Here is a 22358-nt window from a genome sequence, read left to right on the forward strand (position 1 = left end):
TCCCCGGTTATCCGCGCCGTCCGGCGCCCGCGTTGCTCATCGCGGCGGCCGCGACGAGGTCGATCAAGGCCGTCACCGTGTGAGCGGCGTGGTAGGCGCGCAGATCGAGCGTCACCGCCAGCCTGCTTTCCAGCCGGGAGAGGGCTTCCAGCGACGAGAGGCTGTCCCAGCCATGCGTGGCGAGCGCCTCGCGGGCCCGCAGCTCGCCGATCGGCTTGCCCAGCACTTCGCTCAGCGTGTTCAGCACGACGGACGCCGTGTCATCCAGTTCGGTCATCACTCGTCTCCGGGGTAGGCGATCCAGGTGGGCAGGCAGGTCGGCGCGGTGGCGGGCACCACGGTGTACGTGCCGTCCTCGTCGGACGGGGTGAAGCCGGCCTTCTCCCAGAAGCCGTCGGCCACCTTGTTGCGCTCGCTCGGCACGTAGCGGCCGGCCACGGCGGTGGCCCCGGCCTCGCGGGCCCGCCGCACGATCCAGTCCGCGATCGCGAACTCGATGCCCCGGCCGAACACCCGGCAGCTCAGTACCAGGTTCAGCACCCACCACACCCGCCCGCGGCTCTCGATCCACGCCGCGCCGACGATTCCCTCGTCGCCGAACCGGTCCGACACCGCGAACGAGGCGACCAGCCGGTCCGGGTCGGCGCACATCGCGGTCGTCGCGCCCTCGTCGAACCGGATCCCGGTCAGGTTGAACTGGTTGGTGCGGGCGGAAAGCTGGGCGACCCGGCCGATCTCGAACGTGGTGACCGGATGCGCGATGAGCCGCGTCCGCAGCGCGTGCAGGTAGTCCTCCGATGAGGCGAACCCGGTGGAGAAGCCGGTGCGCAACGCACGCGAGCGGTACAGCGCCGGACGTTTCAGGTCGGTGTCGGTCAGCTCCGGTACGTCGAACCAGCCGGGACGCAGCAGCGAGCGGACCAGATGGGCGGGGTCGCCGTCGGCCGCCACCACGGCCACCTCGGGAAGCTCGGTGGCCACGTGCCCGCGTTCGAACGGGGAGTCGTCCATGAAGACGAACGCGTTCGCGGCCAGGTTGAGCGTCTCGGCGGCGTGCCGCAGGTTGTCCGCCTTGGCCGACCAGTTCACCGCGCGGACCGCGAAATCCTCGGGCCGCAGCAGCATCTCCGGATGGCGGGTCAGCACCTCGTCCACCGGCCCGGCGTCGTTCTTGCTGGCCAGCACGAGGATGACGCCTTGTTCGCGCAGACGGCGCACGGCTCGCTGAAGGTCCTGATAGCAGTTCCCCGGGTACAACCCGCCGAGCTGCAACCCCGCCTCGCCGGCTTCGCCGAGCACACCGCCCCACAGGGTGTTGTCCAGATCGACGGCGAGCACCTTGCGGGACAACCCGGAGCGGGCCGCGGCCACCCTGGCGACCCGCCGCGCCAGCGTGAGCAGCGCGCCGTCGGTGTACGGCAGGTCGGCATACCGGTGCAGCCGGTCGTCCCTGGCCGCGACCGCGACGTCGGCGAGTTCGCCCGCCAGATCCACGACCGTGATCCGGCCGTCCTCCTCCGTGAGACCGAGGAGGTCCGCGTTGAGTCGGTGCCAGGCCCGCGCGGCCGTGGCCCGCGCCCGCCAGCTGATCGGCGAATCGCGCAGCTCGGCCGGAACCGGCACGGTGTGCAGCACGAACGTGCCCGGTGTGCGCCGCAGGCAGGCCAGAATCGCTCCCCGGAGCTCGGCGAACCGGGCATCGAGGTGCGCGGCCAGGTCTTCGGTATCGACGGCGCTCCACTCGCGCGGCAAGAAGTACCGCTCGTCCATCAAGCACGCGACGAGGTCGGGGGAGCCGTCGATCTCACCCGCGGCCAGCGTGAGTTCGAACGTGCCGTAGTCACCGAGGAGCAAGGTGGGCTGCGCGCCGACGGCGACCATCGCGGCGCGCAGCAGGTGTTCGAACGGGCCGATCGTGCAGGTGGCCAATACGGTCACCTTGATCGGCCGGAGATCCGGCACGACCGAGGGGAGAGCGGCCAGGACGTGGCCCGCACGGCGCATCGTCGCGGGGTCCTCGACCTCCGAGAGGAGCTGTCTCACCACCGGTGCCGGTGCCGTCCGGCCGTCCACCGCGGCTCGCAGGCCGTCGAGCAATTCCGTGAAATCGTTCATCGACCCCTGCCTAAACTCGGAAAATCGTGCAATACCAGCGCATGCCGATGGAGATTCCGGCGAGCGCGACGAGATCCCCAGAATTCAGTTCACCGCGGTCGAGGTAGGTCCCGAGCGCGATCAACTGGTCGGCCGCCCCCATATGGCCGTGTTCGGCGGCGAGATCGTGGTTCGTCTTCGCCAGTGGGATATCGATCAGGCCTGCCAGTTCGGCGATGCCGTCCGGATCGTTGATGTAGACGAGCCGCGCGAGATCCGCGCGCCGCACGCCCGCCCGGCGGCAGGCCCGGTCGATCACCTCGACGACCCGCGCGTTGAGCTGCTCGCTGAAATGCGCGAGCCGCCGGGGGTCCTTCCGGAAATGGGCCTGCACGCGTTCGGTCCCGCTCGGCGCGGTCGCGCTCGACCAGCCGGGCGGCGGCACCGGCGTGACACTGCCGCCGACGTCGGTGCGGAACCAGTCGCAGAAGTCGGAATCCGTGAACTGTTCGGTGGCCAGCCAGGTGACGCGGTCGTGGTCCCGGCGCAGGACCACCGAGACCGCGCCGTCGCTGTGCACCGCGTTGTTGACGTTCATCCGGTTGCGGTGGAATTCGCTGACCCGGTTGACGGCGGTGAACAGCACCGTGCCGAGTTCCGGTTGCAGCGTCAGCTGTCCGGCGACGGCGCCCAGACCGGTGACCCCGCAGGCGCAGCCTTCGGTCAGCAGCATCGTCTGCCGCTCCCGGATCTTCAGCTCCCTCGCCAGTGCGGCGGAGGAGTCCCAGTACGGGTACTCCGCCAGCTCGGAATTGGCCACCACCACCAGATCGACGTCCGCGGGATCCACCGACGCCCTCGCCAGCGCGTGGCCGGCCGCCTCCGCCGCCAGCGCGGTCGAGGTCACGCCGTCCGCGGCGCGGTGGAAGGTCCGGTAACCCCAGCCGACGACGCGTTCCGGGTCGGCGACGTAGGAACCGGCGGTGCGTTCGACGTCCTGGTCTTCGCCGAACGCGTAACCGAAGCCGGCGATGCCGAATTCGGCGAGCGGTGCTGCCATTTCTTCTCCTCATACCGAGCCGGTCGGTTGCCTGGTCTTCCGATGGGAAATCATGAGCCGATTTCGAGGGCGTCCGTATTCGAAAACCGCCGAGCGCCATTCAAGAACCACCTGGCGTTCTCGGGCAATGGCGGTCGGTTGCCGGGGTACGACCCGGCGCGATTTCCGAAACTGTTTCGGATCCTCGGGGAGTGGTGACCGGGAATATTGCCGCACGCTTCGCGCGCCGACAACTGCTCGATGTTCAACTGCGTCCCCGGTGCGCGGTTGAACACCGGTCGTATTCACTCGCGGTATCCGGGTTATGACTTCTGCGTGCCGACCCGCTGTTCCAGTTGTCGCGCGAACTCGATCCACTCGTTGGCGCACCGGCGGGCCAATGCGGCGAGGACGTACACGCTGTGTGGCGGAACGGTGTCGACGAGTTCGCGCCACTCCTCCTCGGCGATCACCCGGTGGACGAGCCAGCGCAGGGTCCGGGTGCCGGACTGGGCGAACCGCAGCGACGGATCGCGTTCGAGGTTCCGAAGGACCGCGTTGCGTTCCTTCGTCGAGAGACGTTCGGTGTGGTCGTGCGCGGGTGGGCCGGCGTCGCGGCGGTCGGCCACGGTCTCCCGGACGGCGCGGGGACGGCGTGGCGGCACCGGATCCTCGCCGCGCTGGATCCGCTCCCGCACGTCACGGACGGTGGCCGGGGCGATCCCCGCCGCCCGCGCGATGGAGCGCAGCGACGCGTCGGGGAAGGCCGCGATCAGCTGGCTCGCGACGCGACGGCCATCGGTGCTGTCCAGCGGGCGGACCCTGCCGTCACGCCCGAGCCGGGCCGTCGTCCGCGGCAGCCCGTCTATCCGGCCGCGAACCGCGGCGACGGTCCGGGGGCCGAGGCCCGCGGCCGCGGCGATGGCGCGATCCGACCAGTCCGGATGGGAGATGACGATGCGGGCGACCGCGGCCTCGCGGTCCGCGTAGGACAGCGGCAGACCGTGCGCGACGTTGGCCTTGACCGCCAGCACGAACGCGTCTTCCTCGCTGCCGTCGAAGAAGACCACGTCGATGGTGCTCTGGCCGCGCAGGCGGGCCGCCCCGAGCCGGTGCATCCCGTCGATGATCCGCATGGTCGACCGGTGCACCAGGATCGGCGGCAGCGCCCGGTCCGGTTCGGCCAGCACCCGGATGTGCTCGGCGTCCTCACCGATCAGCCGCGGCGAGTCCGCCGGCCGCAACGCGGCCACCGGGACGCTGTAGGTGACCTGATCCGCCTTCGGATACCCGGTCGACGGTTCGTCTTGGTCATTCGAATCAGCCGAATGTTCCTGGCTCGAGGCGTGGTCAGCTTGCCCGGTCAATGGGCACCCCCGTCGGGTTGTGTACGGCAAACCTGCGACTTACTCTTCAATGAGTCCTAGGCGCCTGAACCGATTACCGAATATCGACTCGTCGCTGTTTTCGGGCATGGTCGCCTCAGGCCGGAAAGTTCGATTTGTACGGCAGTGCGAGGATGTCGAATCAACGACCGCCGCGTCCCCTCTGAAATGTCCCCATTGGACCGGCGTCGTTCAACTCATGAACTGCGTGATCAAAGTTTCCCCTCCCCGCGCTCCTGATCAGAGGGTATGTCGTCGGTCGGCGGTGAACTAGGTGCTCAAGTGAGTCCCCAACCCCGGTGTATCGGCGCCCGAGCGGGATGCGGTGTTCAACTGGATCAGGCGGCACGGTTGCGCGGGGAATGCGCTGTCCGGCGGCCGGGGGATTGTCTATTCGGCGGCCGCCTGAGCTGTTCGGCGGCCACGATGCAGCTATTTGGAGGGCCGAGGAAATGCCCAGTCTGACGCAGGCCGAAGCGAAGCAGCGCGGCGCATTGCTGCGGATCCGGTCGTATCGGGTGGTTCTCGATCTGACGACCGGCGACGAGACCTTTCGATCGACCACGAGAATCGTCTTCGACGCGAGCCCCGGTGCCACGTTCCTCGACGTGCGTCCCCGCGAGCTGCGCTCGGTGATCCTCAACGGCCGGGAACTGGACCCGGCCGCACTCGACGACGGCCGGTTCCCGCTCGACGGCCTCGCCGAGGAGAACGAGCTCGTCGTGGTCGCGGACATGGCCTACTCGCGGGAATGCGAAGGGCTGCACCGGTACATAGACCCTGCCGACGGCCGCGTCTACCTCTACGCCTACGTGTTCATCGACAACGCGCCGCGGATCTTCGCCTGCTTCGACCAGCCCGATCTCAAGGCGCCCTTCACCTTCGACGTCACGGTTCCCGACGACGACTGGCAGGTGCTCGGCAACGCGCCGTCGACCCGGCTCGGCCCGGGGCATTGGCGGCTGGCAGAGACCGCGCCTCTCGCGACCTATCTGACGACACTGGTCGTCGGCCCGTACGAGTCGTTCCACGCCGAGCACGGCGGAGTGCCGCTGGGCCTGCATTGCCGTGCCTCGCTGGCGGACGGGCTCAAGGCCGATGTCGAGGAGGTCTTCGAGATCACCGGGCAATGCCTCGACGAGTACCGGCGGCTGTTCGGCGTGCCCTACCCGTTCGAGAAGTTCGACCAGGTCTTCGTGCCGGAGTTCAGCGTGCTCTCGCTCGACCACCCCGGTTGTGTGCTGCTGCGCGAGCTGTACCTCTTCGGCTCCGCGGTGCCGCGGAGCGAACGGGAGACCAGGGCCGTGGTGATCGCGCACGGCCTGTCCCTGATGTGGCTCGCCGGTCTGGTCACCAACACCTGGTGGGACGACCTGTGGCTCGGGCAGGCCTTCGCCGACTACATGGCCCATCGGGTGACCGGTGACGTGACGAGGTTTTCCGGCCCGCTGACCACGTTCGCGGTCCGGCGCAAGGCCCAGGCCTACGTGGCAGATCAGCGGCCGTCGACCCATCCGGTGAGCCTGGCCGGGCCGGACGTGCGGACGGTGCTGCTCGAACTGGACCGGATCTCCTACTTCAAGGGCTCGTCGGTCCTGCGTCAGCTGGCGGCCCGGGTCGGTACCCCGGCGCTGCGCGCGGGCCTGAGCACCTACTTCACCCGCCACGCGTACGGCACGGCGACGTTCACCGACTTCCTCACCGCGTTGAGCGAGGCCGCCGGCACGGATCTGACGGAATGGGCGCGGGTGTGGTTCTCCACCTGCGACGTCGGCACGCTGACCCCGGAGATCACGGTGTCCGACGGGGTGATCACAGCGGCCGCCGTCCGCCAGGACGTCCCGGAGGGGCATCCGGTGCCGCGACCGCACACCCTGGACATCGGTTGCTACGGCGAGGAGTCCACGACGATCCGGGTCACGATCGACGGACCGGGGACCGGGCTGCCGCAACTGGTGGGTCGTCCGGCGCCGGAATTCCTGCTGCTCAACGACGGCGATCTGACCTACGCGAAGATCCGCTTCGACGATCGTTCCCGCGCGGCTCTGCCCGGGTTCCTTCCCCGGCTGTCCCCGGTCAACCGCGCGATGGTGTGGTGCGCGCTGCTGATGGCGGTGCAGGACGGCGAGTACCCGGCCGCGGATCACCTCGAACTGGTGACCGGGATGCTCGCCGTCGAAACGGATCCGTCCATCGTCGTCGAGGTGCTGGAGCAGGCTCGTATCGACGTCGCCGACCGCTTCCTGCGCCCGGAGCGGCGGCCCGCCGCGCTCGCCGCGGTCGCCGGTGCCCTTCGTGACCGGATCGCTGAAGTCGAGCCGTCCGACGAGATCTGGCTGTGCCTGTGCCGGGGACTCGTCGAGTTCAGCACGGACGTCGACGAGCTGCGTGGCTGGCTCGACGGCACCCGGCTGCCCGCGGGACTCATCCTCGACGCGGATCTGGCCTGGCGCACCAGATACCGGCTCGCTGTGCTCGGCGCGCTCTCCGAGGACGAGATCGCCGCGGCCCACGACGCGGATCCCAGCACCCGCGGCGAGCAGTTCGCGGCGAAATGCCGGGCGGCCAGGCCGGATCCGGCGGCCAAGGAGGCGGCGTGGGAGGCGATCGTCGGCGACACCGAGATGTCCAGCTACGGGCTCTGGTCGCTGGCCGAAGGATTCTGGCAACCGGAACAGGCCGAGCTGACCGCCGGCTACGTCCCGCGGTTCTTCGCCGAGATGCCCGCGGCCGCCCGGTCGCGCGGTGACCTCGTCCTGGACGTGCTGGTGCGGTTCCTCTACCCGCGCTACGCCGCCTCGGCGGAGACCTTGCGGCTGGCCGACGAACTGCTCGCCCGCCCCGACGTCGAACTGCCTCTGCGCAGGCGGGTCGCGGACTTCACCGGCGACCTGCGCCGGGCCGTCGCCGCCCGGACTGGCGTCAGCGGCTGAGGGAGGTCACCGTGCGGGTGGGAATCGTCGGCGGCGGCGTCGCGGGCGCGCTGCTCGCCTGGCGGCTGCGCCAGGCTGCGCCGCGCAGCACGATCGACGTGTACACCGCCCGGTCAAACGACGGCGACGCGACGAGCGCGTCCGGCGGGCTGGTCCGCGGCTTCGAGCGGCTGGCACCCGCCGGACGGCTGGCCGCGACCGGTCTCGCCGAACTGCGCGCCAACCCGGCGTTGCGGGCGGCGTCGGACTACCGGGAGGTCGGCTCGGTGTACCTGGCGCTCTCCGGGGACGGGCTCGGCGACCCGGTCCGGGTGATCGAGGAAGCGCTGCCCGGTTCGGCGACCTTGCTCATCGCGCCCGAACTGGCCGCCCGGTATCCGTTCCGTGGCCTGCCTTCCGGGGTGACCGCGGTGGTCGAACGGCACGCGGGATTCGTGTCGCCCGCCGGGCTGCGGGACGCCGTGCTGGGCTGGCTCACCGACCGCGGCGCCACGGTCCGGCGGATGCCGGTGGCGACCGTGGACCCGGCTCCGGCGTTGCGGTTGGCCGACGGCGCGACCGCGGGTTACGACGCGGTCGTGGTGGCCGCCGGTCCGTGGACGCCCGCCCTGCTGGCGGCGAGCGGGCTGCCTGCCGGCGGGCTGCGCGTCAAACAGATCCAGTACACCGTCTACGAAGGAGGGCCCGCGGGGCTCGGCACGTTCGTGTGGGAGGGCACCGGCATGTGGGGCCGCCCGGCGGGCGACGCGGGATTCCTGCTCGGTCTGCCCGGCGACCGGTGGGACGTCGACCCGGCCGGTCCGCGGCCGGACGTCGCGCTCGTCGACCGGGTCGCGAACGAGGCCCGTCGCTTGCTCGGGCATCCGCTCGCCGAGCACTGTCCACATCGGACGACCGTGTCGTCCGACTGCTATCACGATCCGCCCGGCCTCGAACTACGCGAGGTCGTGCCCGGGGTGTTCACCTTCACCGGCGGATCGGGCGGTGCGGCGAAGACCGTGGTCGCGGCGAGCCGGGTGGCGGCCACCGCGTTGCTCCGATGAGCCGCCATCCCGGTACTGGACCAGTTCCACCAGCAGACCGGCGGGCCGGGCCAGGTAGGTGAAGGCGACCAACATGCCCGGCCGCGCGCCGGCGCAGGGTTCGCGGTCGACCGGGGTGAACCCCGCGTCGCGCAGACGGTCCAGCTCCGGTTCGAGGTGATCGACCTCGAAGGCGATGTGGTGCAGACCGGGGCCGGATCTGGCCAGGTGGCCGTCGAGCGCCGAACCAGGCCCGGCCGGGGAGACCAGCTCGATCAGGGGGCGGCCGCCGGGTCCGGGCGGCTGCCAGAACTCGCACGCCACCCGATAGGTGGTGGCGAACCCACTGTCTAGTTTGGACATCCCGAGGGCGGCCATGGCGGGAAGTAGCCCCGCGGGTTCTTCGGTGACGAGTCCGATGTGGTCGATACCGAGCAACATGGCCCGAGATTAACGCCGCCTGCGGCGTTCTGTTGAGGGGTACGGCGAAAGTGGCGTGATCGCGGGCGGGTCAGTGGTGGGCTGAAGGCTCCCTTCGTCGCGTCTAATGCGGTGAAGGGAGCCTTCGCCCCGGCCACTCGCCCGCGCCGGCCACTTCGCCACCGGCGCCCGTGTCGCGAAAGCCACTCTCGCGACGCCTGATGTCCCGAAAGTGGCTTTCGCGACACGTTCGACAGGCGGAAACCTGTGAATGCCCTTCCTGCCCCCAGAGAGAAGAAGGCCTCCCACCCGCGACCCCGAGTGAAGCGCTCAGAGCGGACACTCTGACGAGAACTGGCGTCTCTTGTGGACAGTAGACGTCTTGGCTGTTCTCGGGCACGCCAGACGCCCGTCCGTCACAACGTCACTGCGAGCCTCTGCCGCCTACTGACGCCGCCTCCCGGCGTTCGATTCACCGTGCAGCTGACCGGGTCTTTTTCCGGCCGCCGCGCCGTACGATCCGATTCATGAAGAACAATCTTCCGACGGAGGCCGAATTGAGAACGGCCGTCGAACGGGAAATGACCCCGGCGCGGGCCGATCTTGAGAATCTGGTCCGCATTCCCGGAATAGCCTTTCCCGAATTCGACCACGCGCAGGTGGACCGTTCCGCGGAGGCGGTGGCGACGTTGCTGCGCGGCTGCGGGCTGGAGACCGGCGTCGTCCGGGCCGGCGGGCAACCGGCCGTCATCGGCCGCAAACCCGCGCCACCCGGCGCGCCGACCGTGCTGCTCTACGCCCATCACGACGTCCAGCCGCCGGGAGACGAGGCGCTGTGGGACAGCGACCCGTTCGAGCCGGTGGAGTGTGACGGCCGGCTCTACGGCCGGGGCGCCGCGGACGACAAAGCCGGGCTCATGGCGCATGTCGTGGCGCTACGGGCGCTCGGCGACGCCCTGCCGGTCGGGGTGGTGGTGTTCGTCGAAGGCGAGGAGGAGTACGGCTCAGCGTCGCTTTCCGAGCTGCTCCGGCTGCATCACGACAGGCTTCTCGCCGACGTCGTCGTGATCGCCGACTCGGCCAACTGGGACATCGGGGTGCCCGCGCTGACGACTTCGCTGCGCGGGATCGTCAACTGCGTGGTCGAGGTGCGCACCCTGCGCGACCCGGTCCACAGTGGAATGTTCGGCGGCGCCGTGCCGGACGCGCTCACCACACTCGTCCGGTTGCTGGCGACGCTGCACGAGGACGACGGCGACGTCGCGGTGGAGGGCCTCGCCGTGGGGCCGGAGTCCACTGTGGAGCTTCCCGTCGAACGAGTGCGGGCCGAGGCGGGGATGGTCGACGGCGTCCGGTTCACCGGCACCGGTTCGCTGGCGGATCGGTTGTGGACCAGGCCTTCGCTGTCGGTCCTGGGTGTCGACGCGCCGTCGGTCCTCGAGTCGGGAAACGCGCTGGTCCCGGCGGCCAGGGCGAAGATCAGCGCCCGGCTGGCTCCCGGCGACGATCCGGTCAAGGCGTTCGCCGCGCTCCGGGAGCATCTGGAGGCTTACTGTCCTTGGGGCGCCGCGATCTCGGTCTCCCTGGACGGTGGCGGTGCGCCGTGTGTCATCGACACCACCGGACCACGATATGGAACGGTCCGGTCCGCGTTGCGTACCGCATGGGACGGGGTTTCGCCGGTCGAGATCGGTGTCGGCGGATCGATTCCGGCCGTTTCGACGTTCCAGGCGGAGTTCCCGGACGCCACGATCGTAGTGACCGGCGTCGAGGATCCGCAGACCCGGGCACACGGTCCGAACGAGAGCCTGCACCTCGGCGAGTTCACGCGGGTCTGCCTCGCCGAGGCGCTCATGCTGGCCGGACTGGGCCGCCCTACCGGATGAGCGGGCCCAAGTCCTGCCCCGCGGCGAACACCGACGTGTCGTAGTCGTCGATCATCGACGAGACCGGGCCGTCGTATTTCGCCAGCCATTCGTCCGTGGTGTAGAGCGATTGGGATCGTTCGACCCGCTCTTCCTCGGACGGAAAGGCGCGCAGCAGGAAATAGCCGTTTTCGTTGTTCAAGGACGGGCCGTGCGCGAGGACCGTGATCCCCAGGCTGCGCATCAGCGGAATGGTGCCCTCCCGGCTGATCCGGTCGAATTCCGCCCGGGTTCCCGGCTTCACCTTGAACAGCCGGATCTCCAGCAACCATGATTCAGCGTTGTCCATCCTGCACCTCACCCTCGGTATTCCGGAAGGGCGAGTAGAGCACCGGAGAATGGTGGTCGTCAATTAACGGCGAAGCGAACGAGTCATCGTCACCGGCCAGGTTCCGGTTCCTCGGCCCGCTCGAATTCTTCGACGGCGGGCAGTGGTCCTCGATCGGTGCGCCGAAGCAACGGGCACTGCTGGCCGTCCTGCTGATCAACGCCAATCGTGTGGTTTCGGCGGATCAGCTCATGGCGGAGCTGTGGGGCGAGCGGCCACCGCCGAGCGCGGCCGGTCTGCTGGCGGGCTACGTCTGGCGGCTGCGCAACGGCCTCGGCGATCCGGGAGGCCGGATGCTGAGCACGAGAGCACCCGGCTACCGGCTCGTGCTGCCCGCGGGCGCGACCGACGTCGACGAGTACGAAAGTCTCGTGACGGCGGGAAGGAAGAGCCTCGCTGAAGGAGATCTGCCCGCGGCGGTCGCCATGCTGACCGAAGGGCTCGGGATGTGGCGCGGGACGCCGATGGCGGACGTGGCCATGGTCCCGTCCGTCCTCGCCGAGTCCGCGCGGCTGGAGGAAGCGCGCCTGGCCGTGGTGGAAGCGCGGATCGAGGCCGAGATCGGGCTCGGCGGACACGAGGCGCTGCTGCCCGAACTGAAGCTGATGGTCTCGCAGTTCCCCCTGCGCGAACGCCTGCACGCGCAGCTGATGATCGCGCTCTACCGCTCGGGCCAGCAGGCCGAAGCCCTTGGCGCGTACCGGGATCTGCGCGGTCTGCTGGTCGAGGAGCTCGGTGTCGAGCCGAGCAAACCGCTGCGGGAGCTGCAGGGCCGGATCCTGCGTGACGACCCGCTGCTGCTGGAGACGCCGCGGCGCGCGACCCCGGCGACCGCGATCCTGCGGCCTGCCGTGCCGCGCACCCTTCCTCCTGACGTGCCCGCGTTCATCGGCCGGGAGCGGGAGCTGGCCTGGATCACCAGCCGGTTGGCGAGCGGGGAGCAGCGCTGCGCGGTGCACGGTATGGCGGGCACCGGCAAGACCGCGCTGGCGGTGCACGCCGCGCACCGGATGACCGGGTCCTTTCCGGACGGTCAGGTGTATCTGGGGCTCGGAGCGTCCGCGGCGCACGGTCCGGCGTCACCGGTGGACGCGGTCGGGCGGCTGCTCGCCGCGCTGGGCGTACCGGCCGCGGACATCCCGCCGGAGGAGGAAAGGGCGGGCGCGCTGCTGCGGACCGTACTGGCCGATCGGCGGGTGGTCCTCGTGCTCGACGATGTCGCCGACTCCGCTCAAATCCGGCATCTGCTGCCCACCGCGCCGGGCTGCGCGGTGATCCTGACGAGCCGTCCGGCTTCCACCGCGGTGGACGGGGCGGGGCTGCTTCGTCTCGGCAGGCTCCCCGCGACGGCCGCGACGGCGCTGATCCGCCGTTACGCCGGCGCCGCCCGGGTGGACGCCGATCTCGCCGCCACCGTCCGGCTCGCCGGACTCTGCGACCATCTGCCGCTCGCCCTGCGGGCCGCCGCGACCCGGCTCGCGCGGCGTCCGGAGTGGACGGTCGGTGAGTTCGTTTCGAGGCTGGCCGATCCCGGGCGCCGGTTGGACCAGCTGACCTGCGACGGGCTCAGCGTCCATGCCGCGCTGCGGGCCGGCGTCCGTTTGCTGCGGCACTGCGGCGATCCGCTGCCGACGCGCGTCCTCGGCAGACTCGGGGTGCTGGACCTGCCGGTGGTCTCGACGGCCGTGCTCGCCGCCGCGCTCGACATTTCCGTCGCCTCGGCCGAATCGGCCGCGGAGCGGCTCGTCGACGCCGGGCTCGTCGAGACGCTGCGGATGGACCGGTATCGGGTGCCGGGTCTCGTGCGGCTGTTCGCACTCGGCGAGTACGTCACGGCGGACGAGGAGCGCGCCGCGACGCACCGCGTCCTCGGGTACTACGAAGGCGCGGTGCGCGATCAGCTTTCCCGGCTCGCGGAGAACCGCGGGGCGGGCCTCGCTTGGTATCGCGAGGAATGCCCGACCTTGCGGGCGCTCGCCGCCCGTGCATCGGGCACCGAATTGTCCGGCCTGGTCAACAGGCTCTCCTCGGAGCTCAGCGGAGCATCGACCGGTCGGTGGGGGTGAGCATCAGCCGCTCGATCCGGTCAGGGAGGCGAGGCTCGACGTCGTCCCGCCACTCCGGGAGCGCGGCCAGCCGGTCGGTGTGCTCGGCGTAGGCGTCCTGCCCGGGGAACGACGCGAGCACGACGAGCACATGCTCACCCGTGCGAACCGGCAGACCGGTGAAGTCGTTCTCCGCGTACTCCGTCCGCAGCAAGGCGAGCGGTGTCGCGCCGGCCTTCGCCAGCAGGGGGAGAACGGTCTCGTCGAAGAACCGGACGAACTCTTCGTCCGGCGACGAAGGAAGATAGTGGATCGTGGCCGTGACCACCGACGAAGCGGGCGTGTCACGGACTGCCGGGTCGAGGCCGGGCAACACACCCTGGCGGACCGGCCGCAGCAGCAGTACGTCGTCCGTGTCGATCATGGTGGCGTTGGCCGCCGCCGAGTTGGCCTTCCAGGTCGGACCGGTGTAGAAGCTCGTCAGGGCCTGGAACCGCGCGGGCATGCCGGGGAAACCCCGCAGCCACACGAAATGGTCCGGGCGGTCGAGGTCGCGGAACTGCCCGAGGACACGCATCCCGGTGGCTTCCTGGGTCTCGACGAACTCCCGGTCGAACAGCTCGATCAACACCTCGCGCTGTCCCGGCCGAAGGGTGTACTGCCGCAGCTCGATAACGTCCGTCACCCGAAGAACCCTAAGGCATTCAGACGGTCAGGCGTCGAGGATTTTGTCGAGGGTGATGGGGAGGTCGCGGACGCGCCGTCCGGTGGCGTGGTGAACGGCGTTGCCGAGGGCGGCGGCGATGCCGACGGTGCCCAGCTCGCCGATCCCGCGGACACCGAGGGGATTGAAGACGGTGTCGGGATGTTCGAGGAAGCGAACGTCGATCGGCGGGATGTCGGTGCCGACCGGGACGACGTAGTCGGCGAGGTTCGCGTTGGCGATGCGGCCGGTATCCGGTTCGACGTGGGTGTTCTCGAGGAAGGCCTGGCCGACGCCGAAGATGACGCCGCCGACGATCTGGCTCCGCGCGGTCTTCTCGTTGACGATGGTGCCGGCGTCGATGACCGTCGTCACGCGGCGCAGGCGGGGTTCCCCGGTCCAGCGATTGACCGCCACCTCGCAGAAGTGCGCACCGAACGAGGTGAAGGCGAACCGCTCCCGTTCCGGCCCGAGCGCCGAGGTTTCGGTGGCGTCGATCCCGGCGCGATCCGTGATGCCGAGCAGGGTGCCGAAAGCGATCCGTCGCTTGGGGCCCACGACGTCACCGCGTTCGTAGCGCACCTGATTCCGGTCCATGCCGTGGAACGGGGATTTTTCGTGCGTCACGGCGAGATCGAGCAGCGCACGTGTCGCGGACAGCGCGGCCGCGTGGACGGCCGGGCCCGAGCTCGCCGTCCCCGCCGAGGCGAACGCGCCGGGGTTGTCGGCCAGCGCGGAGTCGCCGAGCGCGGAGCGGACGCGGCTCACCGGGATGCCGAGCGCGTCGGCGCCGATCATCGCCAGCACCGTCCACATCCCGGTGCCGAGATCCGAGGTCGCGGTGGACACCACCGCCGTGCCGTCGGCCTGCAGCCGGACCTTGCCCGTGGTGCGGTATCGCGCGGCCGGGTAGGCGGCGGTCGCCATCCCGGTGCCGACGAGCCATTCGCCGTCGACGACCGCACTCGGGACCGGGGCCCGCCGGGACCATCCGAACGCCTCCGCGCCGACGCGGTAGCACTCGTCGAGATGTTTGCCGGACCACGGCACGCCGCGTCCCGGGTAGGTGGTGGCGTAGTTGCGCAGGCGTAACTCGACCGGGTCCAGGCCGAGCCGGATCGCCAGTTCGTCCATCGCGGTTTCCAGCGCGAACGAACCGGCCTCCGGACCGGGCGCCCGCATCGGTGTCTGGGGCGGGACGTCCAGCGTCACCAGCCGTTGCCCGACATGGATGTTGGGGGAGGCGTAGAAGTAACGCGAGGTGGTGTGCGGCGCGGCTTCGTAGAGGTACCCGTCGCCGCCACTCGAAAGGGCGGCGTAGGCGTCGTGCTTGACGGCGACGAGACGCCCGCCGCGGTCGGCGCCGAGGGAGACCGTCTGGGACATCGCCGAGCGGTGGCCGGTGACGCCGAAGGTCTGCTCCCTGGTGAGCACGATCCGGACCGGACGGCCGAGCGCCTTGGCCGCCGCGGCGGCGAGGACGGGATGCCCCCAGGTGAGGATCTTGTTGCCGAACCCGCCACCGACGTGCGGGCTGAGCAGGTGCACACGAGAAGGGTCGACGCCGACCGTCGCCGCGATCGTCCCGGCGGCCAGCTGAGGGGCCTGCGCCCCGCAGTAGAGGGTGAGGTAGCCGTCGCGCCAGACCGCGATGGCGGCGTGGGGTTCCATCGCGCTGTGGTACTCGATCGGCTGGGTGTAGGTGGCGGTGACGACCACTTCGCTCGCGTCGAGGGCCTGGTCGATGGACGCGACCCCGTCGGCGAGCAGATCGAGCAGCGGCGGCTCGCCGTTGACGTCCTCCGGCAGGGTGGCGCCGGGGATCCCGTCTTGCAGAGACGTACGCGGCCGGACACTCGCGTAGTCCACCCGGACCAGCGCGGCGGCGTCGCGAGCCTGCTCGAAGGTTTCGGCGACCACCAGGCCGATGATCTGCCCGTGGTAGCGGACCTGGTCGTCCCGCAAGGGAAGCCAGTTGTAGCCGATGCCGGATTCGGCCCCGCCGAACAGCGGCAACGGGTCGGCGTGCGTGTACACGGCGAGGACGCCGGGGGAACGGCGCGCGGCGGTCGTGTCGATGCCGCGGATGGCGCCGTGCCCGATCGTGCTCAGCACCAGGTAGCCGTTGGTGAGGCCGTCGACCGGGTAGTCGGCGGAGTAGCGGGCGGCCCCGGTGACCTTGAGCCGTCCTTCGACGCGGGAAACCGAATTCATGGCCGGTCCGCCAGCTTCATCAGGGCACGGGTGATCGTGCGTTTCAGCAGAGGCACCTTGAAAGCGTTGTGGGCCAACGGACGGGCTCCTTCGGTGGCCGCGGCGGCTTTCTCGACGACTTCGAGCCGCAACGGCTTGCCGCGCAGTGCGTCCTCGACCGCGGTCAACCGCCACGGCCGGGTGCCGACCCCGCCCGCGGCGAGCCGCACGTCCCGCACGACGCCGTCGCGGACCAGCACCGCGGCGGCGACCGACACGAGCGCGAACTCGTAGGAGGTCCTGTCCCGCACTTTGACGTAGGCAGACCGATCGGCCCAGCCGAGCCGGGGCACGGTCACCTCGGTCACCAGCTCGCCCGGCCGCAGGTCGTTCTCGAGATGCGGCGTGGTGCCGGGCAGCCGGTAGAACCCGTCGAGCCGGACGTCGCGTGATCCTCCCCGGCCGGTGAGCCGCACCGAAGCGTCCAGCGCCACTAGGGCCACCGCGAGGTCACTCGGATGCGTGGACACACAGGAGTCGCTGGTGCCCAGGATGGCGTGCGAGCGGTTGGCGCCCGCGATCGCCGGGCAGCCGGAGCCGGGGGCTCGTTTGTTGCACGGCGTGGCGGTGTCCCGGAAGTAGCCGCATCTGCTGCGCTGCAGCAGGTTGCCGCCGATGCTGGCCATGTTGCGCAGCTGAGGCGAGGCACTGGCCAGCAGCGCCTCGGCGAGCACGGGATACCGCGCACCCACCAGCGGATGCGCGGCCACGTCGCTCATCCGCTCGAGCGCGGCGATGTGCAGCCCGTGCCGGTCCGTCCACACCCCGGTCAGCGGCAGGCGGTTGATGTCGACCACCCGGCTCGGTGTCATTACTTCGAGCTTCATGAGGTCCACCAGCGTCGTGCCGCCCGCGAGATAAGCCGCGCCCGGCGCGCCGCCGCGGTCGAGCGCCTCGGCCACGCCGCGGGTGACCGTGAAGTCGTAGGGCCGCATCAGTCCGCCGCTCCCACGGCCCGGATCGCGTCGACGATGGGGCCGTACGCGCCGCAACGGCAGATGTTGCCGGACATGTGCTCACGGATCTGCTCCGGCGAACGTGCCTGACCTTCCCGCAGGACGGCGACCGCCGACATGATCTGCCCGGAAGTGCAGAAGCCGCACTGGAAACCGTCGTGGTCGAGGAACGCCTGCTGCACCGGATGCAACGCGGAGCCGCGCGCCAGCCCCTCGATGGTGGTGACCCGTCTGCCGGTGACCGAGCCCGCCAGCGTGAGGCAGGCCAGCACCCGCCGCCCGTCGACGTGCACCGTGCACGCCCCGCACTGACCGCGGTCGCAGCCCTTCTTCGTCCCGGTCAACCCGAGCCTGTCGCGTACCGTGTCGAGCAACGTCACCCGCGGATCGAGCCGCAGCCGCTCCACGCGCTCGTTGACCCGCAACTCCACGTCGACGAGACCGTCGCCGGCCCGGCCGTCCGGCTCCGCACTCGCCGCGTCCGGGCCGGCGACGGCCAGCGCGGCGGACGCGGTCGCGGTCCGCGCGAGGAAGCCGCGCCGGGAGATTCCGCCCTCGTTCGAGTCGTCACTGCTCACTGAACCCTCCAGAACCTGCTCGGCGGTCAGGGGATGGAGTCTCGTGGATCGCCTCCCGATCCGACATCGCTCAGGTGAGCAGGCGCCTCGGGTAGAGTCCGCGGCATGCTCGAGATCAGGCCGAACTGCGAGTGCTGCGATCGGGATCTGCCGCCTTCGGTGGACGCGCGGATCTGCACCTTCGAGTGCACCTTTTGCCCTGGCTGCGCTGAAGAGCGCTTCGGTGGCGTGTGCCCCAACTGCGGGGGCGAACTCGTACGGCGTCCCGTGCGGCCCGCCGCTCTGCTCGAACGTCACCCGCCGTCGGCGCGGCGAGTGGTCAACGCGCACGCTTCCTGCACGCAGGCCTCGTGAGTGTTTTGGGTCGTTAGGGCCAAGGCTGTCTTAGGTATCTACGGAATGTGGGTGGCCGTTGGACTGCACGAGGCGCTCTGGTCCTGGGTACTCACGAGGGTTCTAGGCGGTACATGAAGGCCCCCTTCCTTGCGCCTAGCGCAAGGAAGGGGGCCTTCATGTACTTGGGAAGGTGTGAAGGACCAGCCCCACGAGACGCTCGCTACTTGTGGTCCACCCGGATCCGCATCGAAGTACCGTGCTGCGAAAGCACCCGGATCGTGGTCCCGGTGGCCGGCAGGAGCACACCGGCGTTCGGCTGCTCGGGGAACAGGAACGTCCCGGTGTCGTCGAACAGCGGCACGGCGTTCTGCCCGCGGATGTAGCTGGGCTTTCCGTTGACGTGAAGCGTGAACGAGTCGGCTTTGCGGAGCGAGAACGGCATGTCGTAGCCGGCGATCCGGGATCGCCACGGCACACCCTCGATGTTGTAGATCGGCGCCGGATGCGCGTCGATCGGGAGGATCAGCCCGGAGCCGAGATGCTCGCTGGTGTTGTTGTCCTTTTCGGACGTGTCCCAATAGGACACCACGAGCCCGGTCTGATACGGGAAGTGCTCGACGAACGCGGGCTTGTCCGGGAACCCGAAGTTGTAGGGACCCGTACGCAGATACCGCCCATAAGACTCGTAGGTACGGTTCGACGCGACGTAGAAGTTGTCGAACGAGCGGGTCTCGGTGGCGCCCGCGGTCCGGAAACCGTCGAGCTGCCAGCCGTTCGCGCCGTTCTCCGCTCCGTCGGTCAGCAGCGGCGCGCCGTCCGCGACGATGGAGATCTCGTCGGCGAAGAACCCGTTACGCGCCAGAGCGCCGTCGGTGCGGTACTGGAACCGGACCAGGGCCTTCTTGCCCGCCACGGCATCGAGCGACACTGTCATGTCCACCCAGTTCCCGCCCGAGCTGCTGGACAACCCCGGCTGACCGCTGAAATCCCGCTGGAGCGGTGTGTCACCGGCGATTCCGTCCAGTGAGGTCCACGTGACGCCGCCGTCGGTCGACACCTGCGTGTAGAGGAAGTCGAAATCCGGTTGGATGTCGTAACGGGCCTTCAGTTTGAGCGACGCCGTCGTCTTACCCGTCAGGTCGATCGGCCGGGTCATGGTGGTGGACAGATTGTTGCCCTTGGTGCTCCACCACTGGTTCGGCCCGGCGAACGGCTGTCCATAGTGGAACGTCTTCTGCTTGTCGGGCAGCACGACCACGACACCTTGGGCCTTGGCCGAGTTGTATTCGTGCGGGCCGAGTTCGAGGGTGCGGGTCCGGCCCGCCACCACGACCTCGTAGTCGAGCCAGCCGAGCTGGAGTTTCGACCACGCGTCCAGATCGTTGATGCGCGTGCCGATGACCTCGCCGGGCCCGGAGACGCGCTGCTGCGCCATCGGCGACCACCAGCTGACGTTGTTGGCGCCGCCGTTGGTGTCGTACAGATCGGGCAGCCCGAGGTCGTGCGCGAATTCGCGGCAGAACACGCTGATGCCGCCGTTTTCCGGCTGGATGGTGTAGTTGCCGACCCAGATTCCGCTGTCACCGATCTGGGTCCCGCCCCGCCGGTTGCCCTGCGGGCCGGTGGTGGTGTTGGCGAACGCGTAGGCGCTATGGCTGTAGATGGCGTCCTCGCCGTGTACCCGGTCCCCATCGGCCTGATCAGCCCCGGCGTGCACGATCTGGAAGTGGTCGAGGTAGCCGTCCGGCTCGTTGAAGTCGCCGTCCCGGTCGAAGTCGTCACGGTCCCAGACGTCGAAGGTGGCGAGCTGGGCCCGGATCTGTTCCGGTGTCCGGCCGGCCGCGCGTTGCCCCTCGTACCAGGCGTTGGCGGCGTCGGTCACCAGGTCGAAGGCGTTGGCGCAGACGACGCCCGCGCACGGGAAACCGTTCGACCGTCCGTACCGGGCTTCGTTGAACGGCACCGTGGTCCAGTCGGTGACCATGCCCTCGACCGAAAACCGGCCGGAAGACTGCTTCCGGTAGTAATTGGCGACCGAGTCGTCGCCGGGAGCAGTGGAGAAGTACAGGTCCTGGTAATGGCGGCGGTCGTAGTCCGGTTGCCAGATGGTGGTGTTGTCGACGCGCCGGTCGGGCTCGGGGATCTGGTCGCGGCGCGGGCCGTCGAAGCGAACCGGGCCGGGAATGGCCGGGTCGGTGTCGACGTCGGGGTAGGACGGATGCCGCTGGTCGCCGAATTCGGCGAGCACCACGAAGATCCGGTCGGTCGATTCCCGCGCCAGCTCGACGTACTCGTCGACACCGCCGCGGCGCGTCTTCGCGACGGTGCTCGCGCCGCGTCGTTCGGCGACTTCCTTCCCCTTCAACACCTCTGCGAGGGCCTGCTGCCGCAGTTTCCGGCGCTGGACGTCGCCGGGGCCGGGCAGGTCGTCCCCGCCACGGGGTTCGGCGGTCACCGCGACCGCGGGTGCCGCGGTGGCGGCCGGGATGTCGGCTGTCAAGCCGGAGACGAGGACGACGGCGCACAGGCCGGCACAAAGTCTTCGTAGCAAGGAAAATCACCTCTGGAGGTTCCGGTCTCGATTCGGCCGGGTCGGTCGTGAGTGGCGATTCGTGTTCTAACCCGAATCGCCACTCACGACCAACCCGGCCAACCGCGGACCGGCAGCGTTCAAGGGAGAGAACACCTTGCGCCACAAGCCGTTCCCGTGAACCATCGGGCTCCTTCGTTCAACTGGACCCGGAGCGGCAGTTGAACGGTCGAATCCAAGGAGACTGACATGACCGAGAGCGGTCGCCGCTGGCGGATCGTCGTGGACCAGGACTCGTGCATGGGTTCCGGGGTGTGCGTGGGAGATCTTCCGCACCGGTTCCGGATCGTCGGCGACCGCTCGCAGCCGGTCGACGCCGAGATCGGAGCCGACGAGGAAGTGCTCGCCGCGGCCGATTCCTGCCCACGGGAGGCGATCCGCGTCGTGGACGTGGCGACCGGCGAGGTGCTGGCGCCCCTCGAATGACCCTGCCTCGAACAAGACACCGTGTCCGGCCCGCCGGACGCGTGGAGGACGTTGATGCAAAGCCGTCGAACGACGAACGTCGAAAGGCTCTCGGCCGACTTCGTCCAGGATTCCTACACGTTGTACGCGCGGTTGCGGGAAGCGGGCCCGCCCCGGCAAGTGATGATGCCGCACGGTATCAAGGTGTGGATGGTGACCCGCTACCACGACGCCCGCGCCCTGCTGGCGGACCCGCGGATCAGCAAGGACGGGCGGCGGGTCAACGAGTTGTTCGCCCGGCACGCCGAGTCGCCCGACAAGGCGCCCGCGTCGGTCGACGACGAGCTCGCCGCGCATATGCTCAACAGTGACCCGCCGAATCACGTCAGATTGCGGAGACTGGTCGGCAAGGCCTTCACCGAACGCCGGGTGAAGCTCCTCCGGCCGCGGATCGAGGAGATCACCGAGGAGCTGCTCGACAAGATGGCCGGTGCGCGGGAGGCGGAACTGATCGAGGATCTGGCCGCTCCGCTGACCATCACCGTGCTCGCCGAACTGCTCGGCGTTCCACCCGAGAACCGCAAAGTGTTCCGTACCTGGACGAACACGCTCGTCGGCGCCAATCACACTCCGGAAGAAGTGGCCACGGCTTCGGCCGCGGTCGCCAAGTTCACCGAGGACCTGATCGACGCGAAGCTCGCCGACCCGGGCGAAGACATGTTCAGCGCGCTGGTCCAGGCGACCGAAGAAGGGGACAGGCTCAGCAAAGACGAACTGGTGGCGATGGTCTTCCTGCTCGTGGTGGCCGGGCACGACACCACGTTGAGCATGGTCGGCAACGGGGTGTACGCCTTGCTCCGCCATCCGGACCAGCTCGCCCGGTTGCGGGCGGATCCGTCGTTGCTACCCGCCGCGGTCGAGGAACTGCTGCGCTACGAGGGTTCGGTCAGCCTGGCGACGTTCCGCTTCACCACCGACGACATCGCCCTGGACGGCGTGACCATTCCCGCCGGCGAGATCGTGGTGGTGGCACTGGGTTCGGCGAACCGGGACACGGAGAAGTTCGCGAACGCCGACAGCCTGGACATCACCCGCGGGCTCGGCAGCCATCTCGCCTTCGGGCACGGCATCCACTACTGCGCCGGCGCGCCGCTGGGCCGGTTGCAGGTCGAGATCGGCATCGGCAGGCTCCTGGAACGGTTTCCGGACCTGGCGCTGGCCGTCGAACCGGAACGGCTCCGCTGGAAGACCAGCACCATCATGCACGGCCTCGTCTCGCTACCGGTGTCCCTGCACGGCTAGACCGCGTCCGCACGCCCCGTCGCGAAAGCCCAAGGCCTTCGCCG

At 69.6% G+C, this 22358-nt stretch carries 18 protein-coding genes; 7 read left to right on the top strand and 11 right to left on the bottom strand.

Annotated elements, in window-relative coordinates:
* Positions 1-7: 7 nt before the first annotated feature.
* The 4 genes from AMK34_RS04090 to AMK34_RS04105 all read right to left on the bottom strand — a co-directional run bounded on the left by AMK34_RS04090 (position 8) and on the right by AMK34_RS04105 (position 4386).
* Entirely contained in the window at positions 8-277 is a 270-nt protein-coding gene (locus tag AMK34_RS04090) for an acyl carrier protein (protein ID WP_143202328.1), read from the bottom strand.
* The gene (locus AMK34_RS04095; RefSeq protein WP_073843000.1) at positions 277-2115 is read right to left on the bottom strand and encodes an HAD-IIIC family phosphatase; all 1839 of its coding nucleotides are present in this window, start codon (positions 2113-2115) and stop codon (positions 277-279) included. The genes AMK34_RS04090 and AMK34_RS04095 overlap by 1 nt, the downstream gene beginning before the upstream one ends.
* 10 nt (positions 2116-2125) lie before the next feature.
* Complete coding sequence (locus tag AMK34_RS04100) at positions 2126-3154, bottom strand: 3-oxoacyl-[acyl-carrier-protein] synthase III C-terminal domain-containing protein (protein ID WP_073843002.1); 1029 nt, start codon at positions 3152-3154, stop codon at positions 2126-2128.
* Positions 3155-3456: 302 nt separating this feature from the next.
* Positions 3457-4386 (bottom strand): ParB/RepB/Spo0J family partition protein, encoded by a 930-nt coding sequence (locus tag AMK34_RS04105; protein WP_037339934.1) that lies wholly within the window; start codon positions 4384-4386, stop codon positions 3457-3459.
* A 584-nt stretch (positions 4387-4970) separates the two neighbouring features.
* On the opposite strand from AMK34_RS04105, the gene pepN reads away from it, so the two are divergent.
* On the top strand, positions 4971-7451 hold the full coding sequence (gene pepN, locus AMK34_RS04110; RefSeq protein WP_073843004.1) for an aminopeptidase N: 2481 nt from the start codon (positions 4971-4973) through the stop codon (positions 7449-7451).
* A gap of 11 nt (positions 7452-7462) precedes the next feature.
* Entirely contained in the window at positions 7463-8494 is a 1032-nt protein-coding gene (locus AMK34_RS04115; protein ID WP_083649730.1) for an FAD-dependent oxidoreductase, read from the top strand.
* Here AMK34_RS04115 and AMK34_RS04120 read toward each other — a convergent pair.
* Positions 8387-8914, bottom strand: coding sequence for a VOC family protein (locus AMK34_RS04120; protein ID WP_073843008.1), 528 nt, complete (start codon positions 8912-8914; stop codon positions 8387-8389). The genes AMK34_RS04115 and AMK34_RS04120 overlap by 108 nt on opposite strands.
* A gap of 506 nt (positions 8915-9420) precedes the next feature.
* Between AMK34_RS04120 and AMK34_RS04125 the strand changes: the two genes are divergently transcribed.
* Positions 9421-10779 (top strand): dipeptidase, encoded by a 1359-nt coding sequence (locus AMK34_RS04125; protein ID WP_073843010.1) that lies wholly within the window; start codon positions 9421-9423, stop codon positions 10777-10779.
* On the opposite strand, the gene AMK34_RS04130 is transcribed toward AMK34_RS04125, so the two are convergent.
* A complete protein-coding gene (locus AMK34_RS04130) occupies positions 10769-11107 on the bottom strand; it encodes an NIPSNAP family protein (RefSeq protein WP_073843012.1) in 339 nt (112 codons plus the stop codon). The genes AMK34_RS04125 and AMK34_RS04130 overlap by 11 nt on opposite strands.
* 152 nt (positions 11108-11259) lie before the next feature.
* Between AMK34_RS04130 and AMK34_RS04135 the strand changes: the two genes are divergently transcribed.
* A complete protein-coding gene (locus AMK34_RS04135; protein WP_274534421.1) occupies positions 11260-13212 on the top strand; it encodes an AfsR/SARP family transcriptional regulator in 1953 nt (650 codons plus the stop codon).
* Here the strand turns inward: AMK34_RS04135 and AMK34_RS04140 are convergent.
* From AMK34_RS04140 to AMK34_RS04155, 4 genes are read right to left on the bottom strand one after another with little or no spacing between them, the layout of a single operon-like run.
* A complete protein-coding gene (locus AMK34_RS04140; protein ID WP_073843016.1) occupies positions 13181-13876 on the bottom strand; it encodes an NIPSNAP family protein in 696 nt (231 codons plus the stop codon). The genes AMK34_RS04135 and AMK34_RS04140 overlap by 32 nt on opposite strands.
* 27 nt (positions 13877-13903) lie before the next feature.
* Positions 13904-16108: a xanthine dehydrogenase family protein molybdopterin-binding subunit gene (locus AMK34_RS04145; RefSeq protein WP_073843018.1), complete on the bottom strand. Its 2205-nt coding sequence runs from the start codon at positions 16106-16108 to the stop codon at positions 13904-13906.
* Positions 16105-17082, bottom strand: a complete 978-nt coding sequence (locus AMK34_RS04150; protein WP_073843021.1) for an FAD binding domain-containing protein — start codon at positions 17080-17082, stop codon at positions 16105-16107. Before AMK34_RS04150 ends, AMK34_RS04145 begins: the two co-directional genes overlap by 4 nt.
* Complete coding sequence (locus tag AMK34_RS04155; RefSeq protein ID WP_241832736.1) at positions 17082-17534, bottom strand: (2Fe-2S)-binding protein; 453 nt, start codon at positions 17532-17534, stop codon at positions 17082-17084. Before AMK34_RS04155 ends, AMK34_RS04150 begins: the two co-directional genes overlap by 1 nt.
* Positions 17535-17786: 252 nt before the next feature.
* On the opposite strand from AMK34_RS04155, the gene AMK34_RS04160 reads away from it, so the two are divergent.
* Positions 17787-18035, top strand: coding sequence for a DUF1272 domain-containing protein (locus AMK34_RS04160; protein WP_073844551.1), 249 nt, complete (start codon positions 17787-17789; stop codon positions 18033-18035).
* A gap of 202 nt (positions 18036-18237) precedes the next feature.
* Here AMK34_RS04160 and AMK34_RS04165 read toward each other — a convergent pair whose 3' ends face one another.
* Positions 18238-20568, bottom strand: a complete 2331-nt coding sequence (locus AMK34_RS04165) for an immune inhibitor A domain-containing protein (protein ID WP_073843023.1) — start codon at positions 20566-20568, stop codon at positions 18238-18240.
* Between the two features lie 228 nt (positions 20569-20796).
* On the opposite strand from AMK34_RS04165, the gene AMK34_RS04170 reads away from it, so the two are divergent.
* Both AMK34_RS04170 and AMK34_RS04175 read left to right on the top strand, forming a co-directional pair.
* On the top strand, positions 20797-21033 hold the full coding sequence (locus tag AMK34_RS04170) for a ferredoxin (RefSeq protein ID WP_037337791.1): 237 nt from the start codon (positions 20797-20799) through the stop codon (positions 21031-21033).
* Positions 21034-21087: 54 nt separating this feature from the next.
* Positions 21088-22314 (top strand): cytochrome P450 family protein, encoded by a 1227-nt coding sequence (locus AMK34_RS04175; RefSeq protein ID WP_073843024.1) that lies wholly within the window; start codon positions 21088-21090, stop codon positions 22312-22314.
* The last annotated feature ends 44 nt before the right edge of the window (positions 22315-22358 follow it).

The sequence above is a fragment of the Amycolatopsis sp. CB00013 genome (assembly GCF_001905755.1).
Lineage (GTDB): Bacteria > Actinomycetota > Actinomycetes > Mycobacteriales > Pseudonocardiaceae > Amycolatopsis > Amycolatopsis japonica.